This is a genomic window from Actinoplanes awajinensis subsp. mycoplanecinus (assembly GCF_001509495.1).
GTDB lineage: Bacteria > Actinomycetota > Actinomycetes > Mycobacteriales > Micromonosporaceae > Actinoplanes > Actinoplanes palleronii.
This window is the reverse complement of the sequence record NZ_LLZH01000276.1, coordinates 1-16,421: the sequence shown is the minus strand read 5'-3', so window position 1 is coordinate 16,421 and position 16,421 is coordinate 1. Positions and strand designations below refer to the sequence as shown.

The window sequence follows — 16,421 nt, the reverse complement described above, 5'->3', positions numbered from 1 at the left end:
GACGACTGGACCGCCAGGCGGACCATTCAATCCGTTGGGTGGTTCGGTCAACGTAGCCCGCCGTAGGTATCGATGGCAATGACTGCCTTAGCGGCGTTGCAGATAGTCACGTGTCGCGGTGATGGCCTGGCGGGCGTGTTCCTTGCCGCCGATCTGGGCGACCAGCGTCGCCCGGGGGATCTCCAGCGCGTAGGGGAGGCCGGCGGGCAGCGCGTCGAGGATCCCTCGTACGTCGATGCCGCCCTCGCCGGGGAACAGGCGCTCGAAACGGGCGGTGTGGATGAGTCCCTCGTTGGTGCCGGGCACCTCGGGTGGCGCGTCGCAGACGTGGGCGAAGTGGAACCACGCGGCGGGCAGCTGGCGCAGGTCCGCGACGCTCGAGCCGGAGCGGGCGAAGTGCAGCAGGTCGATGAGGATGCCGGCGTTGGGCTGATCGGCACCGCGCAGCACGCGGACCGCGGAGGGCAGGTCGGGAGTCTCGGTCCAGGACGGGAACTCCAGGTCGACGGTGAGCCCGAGCGGGCGAGCCATCTCGCACAGTTGCGCGAACCGCTCGGTCTTGCGGTGACGATCAGGATCGGGCAGCTGGGTGATGACGTGACGTGCGCCGAGTTCGGCGCCGGTCTCGAGGAAGCGCTGAAAGTCCCGGGGGTCCTCGTCGGGGCTGATCCGGGCCAATTCGATGTCCAGGACCTCGACGCCGGTGGCGGCCAGGCGAAGCTTGGTGCTGCGCAGCAGGGCCGGATCCGTGGCCAGGGGATAGTGCGGTTCCTGCGGCGTGACCCGGGTCAGGCGCAGCCCGACGTAGCGGTAGCCGGCCTCGGCCGCCGCGTCGACCAGCTCCGGCGGGGACAGGCTCAGCGCGGTCAGGTGCGCGAGGGAGTAGTCCTGGCGTACCGGGGTCGCGGTGGGGGCGTCGCGCAGGGTGGCCAGCCGGCGCTCCCGATGGGCCGCCATCCGGACCGGGGCGCTGACCGGGCCGCCGTAGCCCGCGTACTCCTCGACGCGCTGCACCACGGCGAAGAAGACCCGCGACCCGAGCATCTCGGTGTAGAAGTGCAGGTAGGCGCCGTGTTCGTCGCGGTCGTAGAGGACGGAGTTCGCCCGCAGCGCGGCCAGCAACTCCGGTGCCAGGTCCAGACGGGTCTCCAGGTCGGTGTAGTAGTTGTCCGGGATGGTGAGCAGGCGAGCTCCCCGCGCGCGCATCGCCGTGGCCGCAGCCAGCGCGTCGTCGGTACGGAAGGCGACGTGTTGCGGGCTCGGCACGGCGGGCGCCCAGTCGCCGCGCCGCAACGGCGCGGTGTTGAGCGTGATCCGGACCCGGTGCTGCGGGTCGGTGGCGGCCCGGCTGCGGATCAGCCCGAACGGCGCGGCGATCTCGGTGGTCTCACCGGCGCGCAGGCCGAGCACGACCCGGTAGAACAGCGCCGCGTCGTCGAAGTCGTCGACGGTGTCGGTGAGCGAGAGGTGGTCGGTGCCGGTGACCACGCCGGTGGTCACCGGGGCGTGCACCGGGAGGAAGTCCTGCGTCCAGCTCTCCCGGCCGGGCCCGGTGTGTACCAGGAAGACGGCGGTGCCGTCGGGCGCGGCGATCGAGGCCAGCTCAGCCTCCCCCGGCTCGTGCAGCCGCGGCAGCACCGGGGCCAGCAGCTGCTCGGCCCGGCGAGTGGAGCGCGCCGGGTCGGCGCTCTCCACCGCGAACGCGCAGACCGACGCGGTGCCGGGAGTGACCGTGCGCTGGGCGTCGAAGTTCAGCAGGATCCGGGCATCGGCCTGCTGCCAGAGCTGCACGGGTTTCGAGCGGTGCTGCCCGATGTGCGCGAAACCGAGACCGGTCAGCGCCGCGGCCACGGTGGGCCCGGACGCGTGGTCCACGGCCAGTTCGGTGAAGACGATGCCACCCAGCTCGGGCGCCGCGGGCAGCGCGGCCGGGGCGCAGGTCGTCTCCTGCAGGGCCAGCAGCGAGCGCATGCCGTCGATCGCGGCGTGCCGGGGATCGGCCTGCTGGTAGACGTCGTTGAGCACGTCGAGTGACAGCGGCCCGTCGTAGCCGGTGTCGAGGCAGTGGCGCAGGAAGCCGGCCAGGTCGAGGGTGCCCAGGCCGGGGAAGAGCCGATGGTGGCGGCCGCGCTCGGCCAGGTCCGTCGTCGGGCGTGCGGCGTCGGCGAGCTGCAGGTGGAACAGCTTGTCGCCCGGGATCACCCGGATGCCGGACGGGTCGTCGCCGCGTGAGAGCACGTGGAAGCTGTCCAGGCACAGCCCCAGCGCCGGGTGCCCGGCGCGGCGCACGATGCGCCAGGCGTGCGGGAAGGTGCTGACGAACCGGCCCCACGCCTGCGGCTCGTACGCCAGGCGCAACCCGTGCTGGGCGGCGCGGGCCGCCAGCGCGTGCAGTTGTTCGGCGGCGAGCTCGTCGTCGTCCACGGCGTCGGCCGACATCGAGGAGGCGACCAGTGCCATGCCGGCGCCGAGCTGGTCGAGCAGGTCGAACGTGCGTTCGGCGCGGCGCAGGTTCGCCGCGAAGATCCGGGGCGGGACGGCTTCCAGGTCGCCGAGGCCGGCGTAGGCGGTGATGGACAGTCCGCGCCGCGCGCACTCCTCGCGGATGCGCTGCGGGGACCACGACGAGGCGACCAGGTCGCTGCCGGCCAGTTCGACGGTGTGGAAGCGTGCTGCCGCGGCGGCGGCCAGCTTGTCCTCGAGCGTCCCGGACAGGCAGGACGTGGCGATCGACATCTGGTGGGCAGGCATGCGATCAGCCCAGGAAGGTCGGCTGGACGGCGGGCGGGATCGGCCCCTTGTTGCGCCTGCCCTGCCCCATCTCCTCCCAGGCGTGGGCGAGGATGCCGACGCTGCGGCTCAGGACGAACAGGCCGCGGGCCAAGGGTGCGGGAAAGCCGAGTTCGGCGTAGATGACGGCGGTGGCCCCGTCGATGTTCATCGGCACCGGCGTGCTCCGTCCGGCGTTGAGGTGCGCCTCGACGGCCAGGGCGGCGCGCAGGTGGTCACCGGGCACCACATGGGCGGCGACCGCCTTCTCGACCAGGCCCAGCAGCGGATCACGGCGCGGATCGCGGGTGTGGAAACGGTGCCCGAAGCCCGGCAGGTACCGGACCCCGCGACCTCGCCATGCCGCGATCACCGCCGCGGCGGCGGCGCTCGGATCGAGCCCGGCGGCCTCCCGGGCGCGGATCTCGTCGAGCAGCAGCACGCAGTCCTGGCCGGCGCCGCCGTGCGAGTCGCCGAGGGTGTTGATCGCGCTGGCCATGGCGTTGTTGAGCCCGACCCCGCAGGTGGCGGCCATCCGGGCGACCGCGATCGACGGGGCGTGCGGGCCGTGGTCGACCCCGGCGACCAGAGCGGCCTCCAGCAGGGCCGCCTGCGGGTCGCTGGGGTGCTCACCGCGCAGCATCAGCCAGATTATCGCGCCGAACCCGATCGTACCGATGAGGTCCTGGACCGGGGTGCCGCGCAGTTCGATGCGGTTGGGTTCGATGCGGGACACCGCGGTGCCCCACCAGTCAGCGGCCAGCGAATCCGTCATGGCGAGACTGTAACCCCGGTCCGTAAGGCGGTCCATAAGTACCGCACCGCGGAATCTCCAGCCGTTAAATCGATGGTTGTGAAGCGCGAGAGATCGTCCCTATAGTGAGCGAGACCTCACAGCGGTACCACTGGTCCGCCTGGCGGACCGATGCTCACGGCGAAGGGCAGGTCCATGGCACAACTTCCTCGGCGCGCGGTACTCAGAGGCGCCGCCGTCACCGCCGCTACCACCGCCACGGCAGCGGTCGCATCACCGGCCGAAGCAGGCGACCGCCACGCGGGTGGAAAAGAACCCACCACCAAGCAGCCGATCACCACGAACATCCCCCGCGGCCAGGAGAAGTACTTCGACCCGTACTACAACGTGGTCCGTGGCCAGGTGCCCGCGTCGTACCACCCGTGGGTGAGCAACCGGCAGGACCGGGTGCTGCTCTACAGCCGTACCGCCGGACCCCGGCACGCGCATCTGGGCCCCGCGCTCGCCGCCGGGCTGAACCCGGCGCTCACCCCGGCGCACGTGCTGCAGAACGCGATCGTCAGGTGGCTCGGCGAGGTCGGCGTCGCCGTCGACTGGACCGAGGACGTCACCCAGCTGCCGGGCATCGGCAGCACCTACAAGGCCGTGATCTTCGGCAGCACCAGCCGGGACACGCTGTGGAGGCACGGCACCGCGGTGCAGCCCGGCTCGGCGGTCAACACCACCACGGGCGCGCACCTGGACGCCGGCAAGACCGCGCTGCGGCAGTACGTGCGCGCCGGCGGCGGATTCGTCGGCATCCACAACGCGATCGGCGGCACCGAGTACAACTGGCCGTACTACGAGGGGCTGTGCGGCGGCACCCAGTACTACGACCACGGCGCGCTGCAGGCCGGCACCGTCGTCACCCTCGCCAAGGACTCGTCGACCGCCGGACTGCCGGCGCGGTGGGAGTTCAAGGACGAGTGGTACAACTGGATGCCCTTCCCGACCCGGGTGAAGTTCCTGCTCGGCGTCGACGAGTCCACCCTGGCCACCAAGTCCGGCACGCACCCGGGCCACGGCGCGTTCCACCCGATCTCCTGGTGCCAGTACTACGACGGCGGCCGTTCCTGGGTGACCGCGCTCGGGCACGACTCGGCGGCGTGGACCGACGGCTCCGGCTATCCCGGGCAGGCCTTCTTCAAGAAACACGTCGTCAACGGGGTCCTGTCCGCCATGGGCAACCTCCCCTTCTGCGGCTGAGGCGGGGACACCGTGCAACGACGCAAGTTCCTGGCGAGCGCGGCCGCCGGCGCGGCCGGCGCGACCGTGGTGGGCGGCCCGGCGCTGGCCGGCGGTCCCGCCGTCCCCGCACAGCCAGCCGCCTTCGGCCGGCCCGGCAAGAACTTTCCCAAGGTCTGCGGCGATCTGGGCAACACCAATCACTCGAACCTGAGCCGGATCAGCAAGCGCACCGTCCACCGGCTCGGCGGCGCCTGGCACACCAATCTGGAGGGCGGCAGCACCGCCGCGGCCCAGCAGAGCACCGCGGTGGTCCAGGACGGCGTGCTCTACGTGCAGACCACCCAGCAGAACGTCTTCGCCGTCGACGGGCGCACCGGCGCGATCAAGTGGAAGACCAACCTCGGCACCAGGAGCACCAACATGCGCGGGGTGGCGCTCGGCGAGGGCAAGGTCTTCTCCACCTCGGGCGCCAACATCGTCTACGCCCTCGATCAGAAGACCGGCGCCGTCGTCTGGCAGAAGGCGCTGATCACCGCGGACGAGGGCGGTGCCGACAGCGGCTGCGACCCGGGCAACGGTCAGTGCGGTGGCCTGACCGGGACCCTGGCCGGCGCGGTCGTCTACTTCGACGGGCTGATCTACGTCGGCATGCAGGGCAGCACCGGCGGGGCACGCGGCCGCGCGTACGCGCTGAACGCGGCCACCGGTGAGATCGCCTGGACGTTCTGGTCGGCGCCCGGGCCCGGCGAGTTCGGCCACGACACCTGGGCCGGTGACTCCTGGAAGACCGGCGGCGCGGTGCCGTGGATCCACCCGGCGATCGATCCCGAGCTGGGCCTGGTCTACTGGACGTTCAGCGGACCCTATCCGCGTACGGACGGCTCCTCGCGCGCCGGCGACAACCTGTTCGCCAACTCGATCGTCGCCCTGGACGCCAAGACCGGCAGGCGGCGCTGGCACTTCCAGTCCGTGCACCACGACATTTGGGACATGGACAACGTGATGGCGCCGGTGCTCATCGACGTGGTCGTCCAGCGGCGCAAGCGTCAGGTCGTCGTCTACGGCAGCAAGGTCGGCATGTACTACATCCTCGACCGGCGCACCGGCGAGGCGGTGCACGGCATGACCGAGCGGCCCGTCCCGCAGGACGTGCGGCAGCGGACCGCGCCGACCCAGCCGTTTCCGGGCGGTGCGCCGTTCGTCCCGCAGGAACCGCGGATCGACAAGGCCACCCGGCCGGTGCCGTTCTACGAGACCGGCGGGCTCTACACCCCGCACTGGGACCGGCCGGTGATCATCTTCCCGGGCGCCGGCGGCGGCGCGGACTGGGCGCACCTGTCGTTCAACCCGCACACCGGCTGGATCTACGTCGGCTACGGGTTGATCAACTCCGGGTACTCCAACGCCCGCGACGGGCGGGTCAACACGTCCCGGCCGCTGGGGGAGTACTTCGCCGGCGGGATCGCGGCGGTCGATCCGGTCACCAACACGCCGGTCTGGGTCAAGGACGGCGAATGGTCGCTGGCGCACGGCAACGGGATCCTGACCACCGCCGGGCGGGTGATGTTCCAGGGTGGCCCGGACGGCGTGCTGCACGCCATGGACGACGTGACCGGTGACGTGCTGTGGAGTTTCCAGACCGGCGCCGGGGTGCACACCAGCCCGATCGCGTACGAGATCGACGGTGAGCAGTACATCGCGGTCCTGGCCGGCGGCAACGGCCTGCCCTACCCGGACATCCCGAAGGGTGACCACCTGTGGGCGTTCAAGCTCGGTGGAACCGTGGCGCCGGCGCCCGCCCCGACCCCGCCGTCGCAACGCAACGACGTGCGCGCCGCGCCGGTCACCGGGGCCGCGGCCCGCTACACGGTCACCATCGGCCGGATCTGGGACGCCACCCGGGGCGCGCCGGGCGCCACCGAGAACACCGTCGCGCAGAACGCGATGGCACCGCAGCACCTGACGATCCCGGTGGGCGCCACCGTCACGTTCGTCAACCCGGAGGGCAACGCCTCCGCGCACGCCGCCGTGTCGTTCTTCGACGACGAGTTCGACACCGGCGTGCTCATGCCGGGCAAGTCCTGGACCCACACCTTCACCACGCCCGGCACGTACTTCTACAACGATGCCGTCTACCCGCAGAACACCGGAAAGATCGTCGTTTCCTGACACCAAGGAGAACCCTCATGTCCGCTGTCGTCGTAAAGAGCAAGAAGCGCACCTGGACCACGCCGCGCACCCAGTGCCTGGAAGCCCGGCCGGAGGTCTCGGCCTATTCCGGGGACAGCTGGCCGTGGCCGCGGACCCGCTGAGCCGCGACGCGTTCGCCGCCGCGCTGCGGGCACTCGCCCCGCGCTACTGGGACCGTCACCCGTTCCATCGGCGTTTGCACGCCGGCGCCTGCACCCCGGGTGAGATCCGCTCCTGGGTCGCCAACCGGTGGTACTACCAGACGATCCTGGCGCGCAAGAACGCCGCGATCGTCGCGAACTGCCCGCTGCCGGAGGTCCGGCGCCGGTGGCTGGAGCGGGTGACCTTCCACGACGGCCCCCACGACGGTGAGGGCGGGCTGGCCGACTGGCTCGCCCTCGCCGACGCCGTGGGACTCGACCGTGCCGCACTGCTCGACGAGCGGCACGTCACCCGCGGCACCCGATTCGCCGTCGACGGCTACCTGCACTTCTGCCAGAGCCGGCCGTGGACCGAGGCGGCCGCGGCCGCGCTCACCGAACTGTTCTCCCCGCAGCTGATGGCCGCCCGGGTCACCGCCTGGCAGCAGCACTACGACTGGATCAAGCCGGACGGGTACGCGTACTTCCAGCACCGCATCCCGGTGGTGCGTGCCGACGCCCAGTACACCCTCGACCTGGTGCTCACCCAGTGCCGCACCGCCGGCGAACAACAGGCGGCGATCGCGGCGCTCACCTTCAAGACCGAGGTGCTCGGCGCGATCCTCGACGCGGTCGACTACCAGAAAGGAGTGCCGTGAGGCCCGGACTGGCCACCGGCGTACGGCTCGTGCACGATCCCGTGCGCGACGCTGACGCGTTGCTCTACCCGGAAGGCGCCCTGCTGCTGGAGGGCCCGGCCGTGGACGTGGTCCGGGCCTGCGACGGCCGGCGCGACATCGGCGGCGTCGTCGCCGTACTCGCGCAGATCTTCGACGAGCTGCGTGCCGACGACGTCACGCGGCTCGTCGAGGAGTTGACCGGCCGGCGTCTGCTCACCGACGCCGGCCGGCCGGCCCGGCACGAGCAGTGCGCCGGCACGTTCACCGGCGCGGCGCCGCTGCCGATCGGCATGGTCGCCGAGCTGACCTACCGCTGCCCGTTGCGCTGTGGCTACTGCTCGAATCCGGTCCAGATCGACCCGGTCAGCGACGAACTCAGCACCGCGGAGTGGATCGCCGTGCTGGACCAGGCCCGCGCGCTCGGTGTGCTGCAGGTGCACTTCTCCGGCGGCGAGCCGGTGCTGCGCCCCGACCTGGCCGACCTGGTGGCCCACGCCCGCGCGCTGGGCATGTACACCAACCTGGTCACCAGCGGTGTGGGACTGTCGCACGGCCGCCTCGACCGGCTCGGTGCCGCCGGCATCGACCACGTCCAGCTGTCCGTGCAGCATGCCGAGACGCCGGCCGCCGACGCGATCGCCGGTCTGCGTGCCCATCAGAAGAAGATCGAGGCCGCCGGGCTGATCCGGCAGGCCGACCTGCCCCTGACGATCAACGTGGTCCTGCACGCCGCCAACGTGGACCGGCTCACCGACATCGCGGCGCTCGCCGCTTCGCTGGGCGCCGCGCGCCTCGAGCTGGCACACACCCAGTACTACGGCTGGGGTCTGCGCAACCGGGCGGCCCTGATGCCCACGACCGAGCAGGTGCGCCGCTCGGCCATCGCCGCCCGGGAGGTGCACGAACGCTACGGCGAGACGATGGAGATCGTCTACGTCGAGCCGGACCACTACACCGGCCGGCCCAAACCGTGCATGAACGGCTGGGGCACCCGGCAGTTCGCGGTGTCCCCGACCGGTGTGGTCCTGCCGTGCCTGGCCGCCGCGCAACTGCCCGGACCGCAGCCGCCCTCGGTGCGCCGCGACGACCTCGCCACGATCTGGCACGACGCCGAACTGTTCAACCGGTTCCGTGGCACCGCCTGGATGCCGGAGCCGTGCCGCAGCTGCGAGCTGCGCGAACGCGACTTCGGTGGCTGCCGCTGCCAGGCCTTCCAACTCACCGGCGACCAGACGGCCACCGACCCCGCGTGCTCACTGTCACCGGACCACGGTCTCGTCGCGCCGGCCGGCCCGCGGCGGCCACTGATGATCGCGCGCCGGTACCGATGAGGGTACGAGTGCTCGGCAGCGCCGCCGGCGGTGGCGCCCCGCAGTGGAACTGCGCCTGCCCGGTCTGCCGGGACGCCCGCCGCGACGGGCGCGACCGGACACAGGACACCGTCGCGGTCACCGGCGACGGCACAGCCTGGTACCTGCTCAACGCGGGCCCGGACATCCGCACCCAGGTCCTGCGTACGCCGGAGCTGGCGCCCGGGCCCGGACTGCGCGAGACGCCGGTGCGGGGCGTCCTGCTGACCACCGCGGAACTGGATCACACGCTGGGCCTGCTGAGCCTGCGCGAGGCCGTACGGATCAGTGTGTATGCGACCGCGACGGTGACGCACGCCTTGAGCACCGCGTTCCCGCTGCGCCCGATGCTCGGCGCCTACACCGACCTGGACTGGCAGGACCTGACCGCCGGGCTGGTGCTCGACGGCGGGCTCCTCGTGCACCGGCTCACGGTGGGCACCAAACGTCCCCGGTACGCCGGTGACACCCCCGGCGAGGACTGGGTCTCGGCGCTGCGGCTGACCGACACCCGCAGCGGCTCGTCGTTCGTCTACGCGACCTGCCTGCCCGCCTGGACACCGGCGTTCGGCACGTTCGTCACCGGCGCCGACGAGGTGCTGCTCGACGGCACGTTCACCACCGACGACGAGCTCACCCGAACCACCGGGCGGCCGGGCAGCGCGCAGGCGATGGGGCACCTGCCGATGGCGGCGTCGCACCCGATGACCACCGGGTACCCGGGGACCCGATTCCGCTATGGGCATCTCAACAACACCAATCCGTCCCTCGGCGCTGACATCGCCGCCGACGGCCTGGAACTGCTCACCGATCACTGACCGGGTGGTGCTGTGCTCTTGACAGCGCATCCCCGTACGTCGATAACTAACGTACTAGTTCGTACAAAAGAACTGGAGGCCGTCGTGAACGGCGAGCGTCACCTGGTGGGCCTGATCGGTGCGGGGATCACGACGTCGATGAGCCCGGTGCTGCACGAGCGCGAGGCCGACCGGCAGGGTCTCCGCTATCTCTACACGATCATCGACATCGACGTTCTCGGCCTGGCCGCCGGTGACGTGGGTGAGTTGCTGTCGCACGCACGGCAGCTGGGCTTTCGCGGTCTGAACATCACCCATCCCTGCAAGCAGGAGGTGGTCAAGTACCTCGACGACCTCGCGCCCGAGGCCGCCGAACTCGGTGCCGTGAACACCGTCGTCTTCCGGCATGGCCGCGCGGTCGGTCACAACACCGATCGGTACGGCTTCGCCCAGGGCCTGGCCCGGGCACTGCCCGCCGTGACGCCCGGGCACGTCGTGCTGCTCGGCGCGGGCGGCGCGGGTGTGGCCGTGGCCTCGGCGCTGGCCGTCGCGGGCGCCCGTCGGCTCACCGTCGCGGACGTCGACCTCGACCGCGCGCGACGACTGGCCCGGTCGGTGACCGCGCACCACGACCTGACCGTCGAGGCGGTCACGCCGGCGACCGCACCCGACCGGCTCGCCGAGGCCGACGGCCTGGTCAACGCGACCCGGCTGGGCGGTCTCACCCGCACCGGTCGGTGGCCCGCCAGCGGTGCAGCAGCGCGGGCAGGTCCGCGTTGTGCTCCCCGAGCCTCGGTGGTGGCGCGATCGGAGCCAGCGGCTCGCCGTCGAAGAGGATGCCGTTGCCGCTCACCCGCAGGTTTCCGCCCCGGGCGCGGTCGACGGCCGAACGGGGCGTTCCCGGCGGGAACGCGAGTTCGGCGATGAATCCGCGACTCGCCACCTGGTCGGCCGAGACGGCTTCGGCGACGGTCAGGATTCGCGCCGCCGGAACACCGGCGGCCGACAGGATCCGTTCCCATTCGCCGGCCGGGCGGCGCCGCAGGGCCTCGTTGAGCTGCTCGTTGAGCGCGCGGCGGTTCTTCTTGCGGGCCTCCCGCTCGGCGAAGTCGGGGTGGGTGATCAGGTCGGGACGTTCCACGAGCCGGCACAGGGTCTCGTACTGCTCCTGCCGGTTCGCCGCGATGTTGAGCGGGCCGTCCGCGGTGTCGAACGTCCCGGACGGCGCGGCGGTGGCGTTCTGATCGCCCATCGGTTCCGGCTCGACGCCGCTGATCAGGTAGTTGGAGACGGCCCAGCCCATCGCCGACAGCGACGCCTCCAGCATGGACACGTCCAGGAAACGGCCCTGGCCGTCGTGGCGGCGCCCGGCCAGGGCCGCGGTGATGGCCAGCGCGGCACTGAGCCCGCCGACGCTGTCGGCGACCGGGAAGCCGACCCGCAACGGAACGGTGTCGGGCGTGCCGGTGATGCTCATCATGCCGGACAGGCCCTGAATGATCTGGTCGTACGCCGGGGCCTGGCTCATCGGCCCGTGCTGCCCGAAACCGCTGATCGCGCAGTAGACGAGCGCCGGGTTGAGCACCCGCAGCCGCTCCCAGCCGAACCCGATGCGCTCGAGCACACCGGCCCGGAAGTTCTCGACCAGCACGTCCGCGTGCGTCACCAGCTCCTCGAACGTGGCCCGGCCGCCGTCATCCTTCAGGTCGACCTCGACGGACTTCTTGCCGGCGTTCTGGGCCAGGAACGACGCGCCGAGCTTGGCGCGATTGAGTTCCGGGTCCGGCCCCAGCTGCCGGGCGAGATCGCCACGGCCGGGGACCTCGATCTTGATGACCTCCGCGCCCAGCAGCATCAGGTGGTACGTGCAGTAGGGCCCGGCGAGGACGTTGGTCAGGTCGAGGACGCGGACACCGTCGAGCGGCCGATCCTGCATGCGCGTTTCTCCTTCCGATGTCCCCGGCCGGGTCGAAGGGTTCCGGGCCGGGGGTTAGAACGACGAGCCCAGCGGGTGATCGAAGCCGCGCTCGTTCATCTGTGTCGCCGCGGCGAGCAGGGCCTGGGTGAACCGGGCGACGCGTTCGTCGTCGAAGCGCACCGTCGGTCCGCTGAGGGTCAGTGCCGCCACCACCGTGCCGGATCGGCCCAGGATCGGGACGGCCACGGCGGACAGCCCGGCGTCGCGCTCGCCGTGGCTGACCGCGTACCCCTGCTCGGCCGCCTGGTCGATCCACTCCCGCAGGCGCGCCACGTGCTCCTCGCCGTACGGCGACGAGCGGGTCACCCGCTCCAGCAGGGCCGGCGACGCGCCGCGCAGCAGCACCTTCGCCGAGGCGCCGGCCCACAGCGGCAGTTCGTCGCCGACCTGGACGACGTGCCGCAACGCCTGCGGGCTCTCCTGCTGGGCGATGCAGATGCGCACGATGTCGCGGGCGACGTAGACGTTGACCGTCTCGCGCTCGCCGGCTGCCAGTTCGCGCATCAGCCGCTGGGTCTCCGGGGGGAGCTCCCAGCCACGCTTGGCCAGGTGCGCCCACCGCCACAGGCCGGGGCCGGCCATGTAGCCGGCATTCGTCGCCCACAGCAACCCGCTCTGCTCCAGCGTCTGGACGATCCGGATCACCGTCGTCTTGGCCAGTCCGGTCGCCGCCACGATGTCGCGGATGGCGATCAGGGGCCGGTCCTCGCTCAGCAGCGACAGGACGTCGAGGGCACGTTGGATGCTGCGGACGCCCTGACCGTCGGACGTCTCCTCGCCGGTGGCCTTGCGACTGCTCATCGATGGCACGGTGACTCACTCCCTCTGTCGCGTCGCGACCACGTCACCGTGGCCCGACGCCGCCGCGGCATGCGGCGGTGGTGTCCCGGACACCGACGATTCTGCCGTCCCGGCGATGAGGACATCTGCTCGTAACTTTTCGACCATGCCTCTTGCCCTCGCCCGGCGGCCAACCGTACGTTACACCCAAGTCCGCACAGCGGTCCAGAAAGACCGTAAGTGGTCCACTTGACGGACCAAGGAGGTAAGGATGCTCGACGCGATCCTCGACACCGCGCCGGAATCGGTGGTTGCCGTACCGGCGCTGCTCGGCGGAAAGTGGATCAGCGACGGACCGTCGGCCGAGCGCATCGGGCCGTACACCCGCACGGTCGTCAGCCGCACCCGGGTGGCCGCGCCGGACGACGCCCGCCACGCCGCCGAGTACGCGCAAGCGAGCGCCCGGACCGTGGCCCGCCTGGCGCCGGCCACCCGCGCCACGATCCTGGAACGCGCCGCCGCGCTGACCCTCACCCACCGGGAGGCGATCGCCCGCCTCATCGCCCTGGAGCTCGGCAAACCGCTCAAGGACGGCCGCGGCGAACTGGACCGGGTGGCCGACACGTTCGCGGTCTGCGCGGCCGAGGCCCGGCAGATCGGCGGCGACGTGCTGCCGGTCGCGGGCTGGGCCCGCGGGATCGGCACCACCGCGCTGACCTATCGCGCCCCGGCCGGGGTCGCCCTGGCCATCACCCCGTTCAACGCCCCGGCGAACCTGCTCGCGCACAAGCTGGGCGCCTCGTTCGCGGCCGGCAACAGCACCATCGTCAAGGCGCCACCGCAGGCACCCGCGGTCTCGGCCGCGATCGTCGCCGTGCTGCTCGCGGCAGGCGCGCCGGTCGAGTCGGTGCAGCTGCTGCACGGCGGTGGCGACGTCGGCGCCGCCCTGTGCGCCGCCCCCGAGGTGGCAGTCATCAGTTTCACCGGCAGCGCCGAGACCGGCGCCGCCGTCGCCCGGGCCGCCGGTGCCAAGCGCCTGGTCCTGGAACTGGGCGGCAACGCCGCGACGATCATCTGCGACGACGCCGACCTGGCGGCCGCGGCGCGCGTGTGCGCCCGCACCGGCTACACGAACTCGGGCCAGAGCTGCATCTCGGTCCAGCGCATCTACGTCGCGCGACCCCGGTTCGAGCAGTTCGTCGACCTGCTCAACGCCGAGGTGGCGAGCCTGCGGGTGGGCGACCCGCTCGACCCGCGGACCGACGTGGGCTCGATGGTCGACGAGCAGGCCGCCGAGCGGGTGCTGAACTGGGCCACCGAGGCCGCCGGCGGCGGCGCCCGGATCACCGTCGGCGGCAGCCGCGACGGTGCCACGCTCATCCCGACCGTGGTGGTCGACCCACCGGCCGACGCTGCCGTGGTGACCCAGGAGGTCTTCGGCGCGCTGGTCACGGTACTGCCGTTCGACGACTTCGACGAGGTCCTGGCGACCTGCAACACCAGCCGGTTCGGTCTGCAGGCCGGGCTGTTCACCGCCGACATCGGACGCGTTTTCACGGCCTGGCGCGAGCTCGAGGTCGGCGGCCTGATCGTGAACGGCTCGTCGAACTTCCGGCTCGACCACATCCCGTTCGGCGGGGTGAAGGACTCCGGCTTCGGCCGCGAATCGCCGCGCCACATGATCGAGGACTACACGGTGGTCAAGACCCTGATGCTGCGTGACCTGTCGATCTGGGGAGAAGACTGATGACCGAGCCCACCACCGCCGTGCGCACCGGCGCCGACGCGCTCGTCGCCCAACTGGTCGACTACGGCGTCGACTACATCTTCGGCACCTGCGGGCACACCAACATCGCGCTGCTGGACGCGATCGGCCGCAGCGGCATCGAGTTCGTCATCGCCCGGCACGAGCAGACCGCCGCGCACGCCGCCGACGGCTACGCCCGGGCCACCGGCAAACCCGGTGTGGTGCTGATGCACGTCGGCCCGGGCATGATGAACGCGGTGACCGGCGTGGCCACCGCGGCCCTGGACTCGGTGCCGCTGATCGCCATCGCCGGCGACATCCCGTCCTACATGTACGGCCGGCACCCGCACCAGGAAGTCAACCTGCACGCCGACGCCGACCAGACGGCGATCTACCGCCCGTTCGTCAAACGCGCCTGGCAGGTGCACCGCGTCGAGGATCTGACCCGGTTCACCGAGCGCGCCTTCTGGACCGCCACCTCCGGCCGGCCGGGCGCCGTGCTGCTCAACGTGCCGATGGACCTGTTCTCCCGCCCGCTGCCGGACACCGGGCCGGCCTACCCGCTGCCGCAGGCCGTGACCCGCCCCGACCTCGCCGACGCCGACGCCGACCGGATCGCCGCCGCGCTGCTCTCGGCCGAACGGCCGCTCATCTACCTGGGCGGCGGGCTGGGCGGCCCGGAGGGTCGTCGCGCGCTGCGTGAGCTCGCCGAGCACCTCGACATCCCGGTCGCCCACTCGCTGATGGCCAAGGGCGCGCTGCCCGACGACCACCCCCTGGTGATGGGCATGACCGGGTTCTGGGGGCTGGCCGAGACCAACGCCTATGCCCGCGACGCCGACCTGGTGCTGGCGATCGCCACCCGGTTCGCCGAGACCGACGCCAGCTCCTGGGATCCCGCGTACACCTGGCGCTTCCCGCCGAGCCGGCTGATCCAGATCGACATCGACCCGGCCGAGATCGGCCGCAACTATCCGGTGGAGATCGGCGTGGTCGCCGACGCCCGTGCGGCGACGATCAAAATCCTTTCTTCGGTACGCCGTGAGCGCCCCGACGGCACCGACCGCCCCGAGCTGCGCGACCGGATCCGCACCGCCCGCACCGCGCTGTTCGCCGCCAGCGCCGAACGCGGCCGCAGCGACCAGTTCCCGCTGCGCCCGGAACGCATCCTCGCCGACGTGCGGGCGCACCTGCCCGCCGACGCGGTGCTGGTCACCGACGTCGGCTGGAACAAGAACGGGGTGGCCCAGTGCTACCCGCTGCCGGAGAGCGGCCGGTTCATCACCCCGGGCGGCGCGTCCACCATGGGGTTCGGCCCGGCCGCCGCGCTCGGTGTGCAGCTCGCCGACCGCGACCGGGTGGTGGTCGCGCTGATCGGCGACGGCGGGATGAGCGCCCAGCTGCCGGCGCTGCCGATGGCCGTCGAGCGGGGATTGCCGGTGATCTTCCTGGTGATGAACAACCGGGCCCACGGCACGATCTCCGACCTGCAGGCCAACGCGTTCGGCCGCAGTTACGGCTGCGACTTCGTCGACCCGGACGGCAACCCGTACAGCCCCGACTTCGCCGCCCTGGGCCGTGCCTGCGGCGCCGACGGCTACGACGTCACCGAACCCGGTGACCTCGGCGCCGCGCTCACGGCGGCCGTGCAGCGCCGCCGCCCCGCGGTGATCGACGTGCCGATGGTCAACGAACCGGTACCCACCCCCGGCCACTGGAACATCAAAGACATCTACCAGGGACTTTTCGAACAACACCACTGATTGAGGTGACCCGCACATGGTCCGACGACACGCCTCCGCCCTTTCCGCCATTGCTGTTCTTTCTGTCGTCCTCGCCGGGTGCAGCGCTCCCGGCTCGGACGAGAAGTCCTCCGGAGACAGCTCCGGACCTATCAAGATCGCGCTCGTGGACGCGCAGAGCGGGCAGCTCAGCTCGCTGGGCGCCTGGGAGCTCAAGGGCGCCCGGCTGGCCGTCGACGAGTGGAACGCCGCGGGTGGCATCAACGGC

General features: G+C 71.7%; 12 protein-coding genes and 1 pseudogene. 9 read left to right on the top strand and 4 right to left on the bottom strand.

Annotated elements, in window-relative coordinates; genetic code table 11:
* Positions 1 to 87: 87 nt before the first annotated feature.
* Both ADL15_RS26570 and ADL15_RS26565 read right to left on the bottom strand, forming a co-directional pair.
* Positions 88 to 2,751, bottom strand: a complete 2,664-nt coding sequence (locus tag ADL15_RS26570) for a TIM barrel protein (protein WP_198171018.1) — start codon at positions 2,749 to 2,751, stop codon at positions 88 to 90.
* Between the two features lie 4 nt (positions 2,752 to 2,755).
* A complete protein-coding gene (locus ADL15_RS26565; RefSeq protein WP_067696856.1) occupies positions 2,756 to 3,544 on the bottom strand; it encodes a citryl-CoA lyase in 789 nt (262 codons plus the stop codon).
* 174 nt (positions 3,545 to 3,718) lie between these two features.
* On the opposite strand from ADL15_RS26565, the gene ADL15_RS26560 reads away from it, so the two are divergent.
* The 7 genes and pseudogenes from ADL15_RS26560 to ADL15_RS57125 all read left to right on the top strand — a co-directional run.
* On the top strand, positions 3,719 to 4,768 hold the full coding sequence (locus tag ADL15_RS26560) for a ThuA domain-containing protein (protein ID WP_067696853.1): 1,050 nt from the start codon (positions 3,719 to 3,721) through the stop codon (positions 4,766 to 4,768).
* 12 nt (positions 4,769 to 4,780) lie between these two features.
* Positions 4,781 to 6,919 carry an outer membrane protein assembly factor BamB family protein gene (locus ADL15_RS26555; RefSeq protein ID WP_067696850.1) on the top strand — a complete coding sequence of 713 codons (2,139 nt, stop codon included), beginning with the start codon at positions 4,781 to 4,783 and terminating at the stop codon, positions 6,917 to 6,919.
* A 17-nt stretch (positions 6,920 to 6,936) separates the two neighbouring features.
* Positions 6,937 to 7,062, top strand: coding sequence for a hypothetical protein (locus tag ADL15_RS56530; RefSeq protein ID WP_269748382.1), 126 nt, complete (start codon positions 6,937 to 6,939; stop codon positions 7,060 to 7,062).
* Positions 7,044 to 7,739 carry a pyrroloquinoline-quinone synthase PqqC gene (gene pqqC / locus ADL15_RS26550; protein ID WP_067696848.1) on the top strand — a complete coding sequence of 232 codons (696 nt, stop codon included), beginning with the start codon at positions 7,044 to 7,046 and terminating at the stop codon, positions 7,737 to 7,739. The genes ADL15_RS56530 and pqqC overlap by 19 nt, the downstream gene beginning before the upstream one ends.
* The gene (gene pqqE, locus ADL15_RS26545; protein WP_067696846.1) at positions 7,736 to 9,091 is read left to right on the top strand and encodes a pyrroloquinoline quinone biosynthesis protein PqqE; all 1,356 of its coding nucleotides are present in this window, start codon (positions 7,736 to 7,738) and stop codon (positions 9,089 to 9,091) included. Before pqqC ends, pqqE begins: the two co-directional genes overlap by 4 nt.
* A complete protein-coding gene (pqqB, locus tag ADL15_RS26540) occupies positions 9,088 to 9,927 on the top strand; it encodes a pyrroloquinoline quinone biosynthesis protein PqqB (RefSeq protein WP_067696844.1) in 840 nt (279 codons plus the stop codon). Before pqqE ends, pqqB begins: the two co-directional genes overlap by 4 nt.
* 138 nt (positions 9,928 to 10,065) lie before the next feature.
* A pseudogene (locus ADL15_RS57125) lies at positions 10,066 to 10,572 on the top strand (shikimate dehydrogenase); the annotation flags it as partial.
* Between the two features lie 55 nt (positions 10,573 to 10,627).
* Here the strand turns inward: ADL15_RS57125 and ADL15_RS26530 are convergent.
* Positions 10,628 to 11,842 carry a CaiB/BaiF CoA transferase family protein gene (locus ADL15_RS26530; RefSeq protein WP_067696839.1) on the bottom strand — a complete coding sequence of 405 codons (1,215 nt, stop codon included), beginning with the start codon at positions 11,840 to 11,842 and terminating at the stop codon, positions 10,628 to 10,630.
* A gap of 54 nt (positions 11,843 to 11,896) precedes the next feature.
* Entirely contained in the window at positions 11,897 to 12,685 is a 789-nt protein-coding gene (locus tag ADL15_RS26525) for an IclR family transcriptional regulator (RefSeq protein WP_067696837.1), read from the bottom strand.
* A 250-nt stretch (positions 12,686 to 12,935) separates the two neighbouring features.
* Between ADL15_RS26525 and ADL15_RS26520 the strand changes: the two genes are divergently transcribed.
* Both ADL15_RS26520 and ADL15_RS26515 read left to right on the top strand, forming a co-directional pair.
* Positions 12,936 to 14,411 carry an aldehyde dehydrogenase family protein gene (locus tag ADL15_RS26520; protein ID WP_067696834.1) on the top strand — a complete coding sequence of 492 codons (1,476 nt, stop codon included), beginning with the start codon at positions 12,936 to 12,938 and terminating at the stop codon, positions 14,409 to 14,411.
* Complete coding sequence (locus tag ADL15_RS26515; protein WP_067696831.1) at positions 14,411 to 16,174, top strand: thiamine pyrophosphate-binding protein; 1,764 nt, start codon at positions 14,411 to 14,413, stop codon at positions 16,172 to 16,174. The genes ADL15_RS26520 and ADL15_RS26515 overlap by 1 nt, the downstream gene beginning before the upstream one ends.
* The last annotated feature ends 247 nt before the right edge of the window (positions 16,175 to 16,421 follow it).

Excerpts from the sequence above, each read along its gene's own strand:
- pqqB (WP_067696844.1), top strand. The coding sequence starts at position 9,088 with ATGAGGGTACGAGTGCTCGGCAGCGCCGCCGGCGGTGGCGCCCCGCAG.
- ADL15_RS26570 (WP_198171018.1), bottom strand. The coding sequence starts at position 2,751 with ATGCCTGCCCACCAGATGTCGATCGCCACGTCCTGCCTGTCCGGGACG.
- ADL15_RS26530 (WP_067696839.1), bottom strand. The coding sequence starts at position 11,842 with ATGCAGGATCGGCCGCTCGACGGTGTCCGCGTCCTCGACCTGACCAAC.
- ADL15_RS26515 (WP_067696831.1), top strand. The coding sequence starts at position 14,411 with ATGACCGAGCCCACCACCGCCGTGCGCACCGGCGCCGACGCGCTCGTC.
- ADL15_RS56530 (WP_269748382.1), top strand. The coding sequence starts at position 6,937 with ATGTCCGCTGTCGTCGTAAAGAGCAAGAAGCGCACCTGGACCACGCCG.
- ADL15_RS26565 (WP_067696856.1), bottom strand. The coding sequence starts at position 3,544 with ATGACGGATTCGCTGGCCGCTGACTGGTGGGGCACCGCGGTGTCCCGC.
- ADL15_RS26560 (WP_067696853.1), top strand. The coding sequence starts at position 3,719 with ATGGCACAACTTCCTCGGCGCGCGGTACTCAGAGGCGCCGCCGTCACC.
- ADL15_RS26520 (WP_067696834.1), top strand. The coding sequence starts at position 12,936 with ATGCTCGACGCGATCCTCGACACCGCGCCGGAATCGGTGGTTGCCGTA.
- ADL15_RS26525 (WP_067696837.1), bottom strand. The coding sequence starts at position 12,685 with ATGAGCAGTCGCAAGGCCACCGGCGAGGAGACGTCCGACGGTCAGGGC.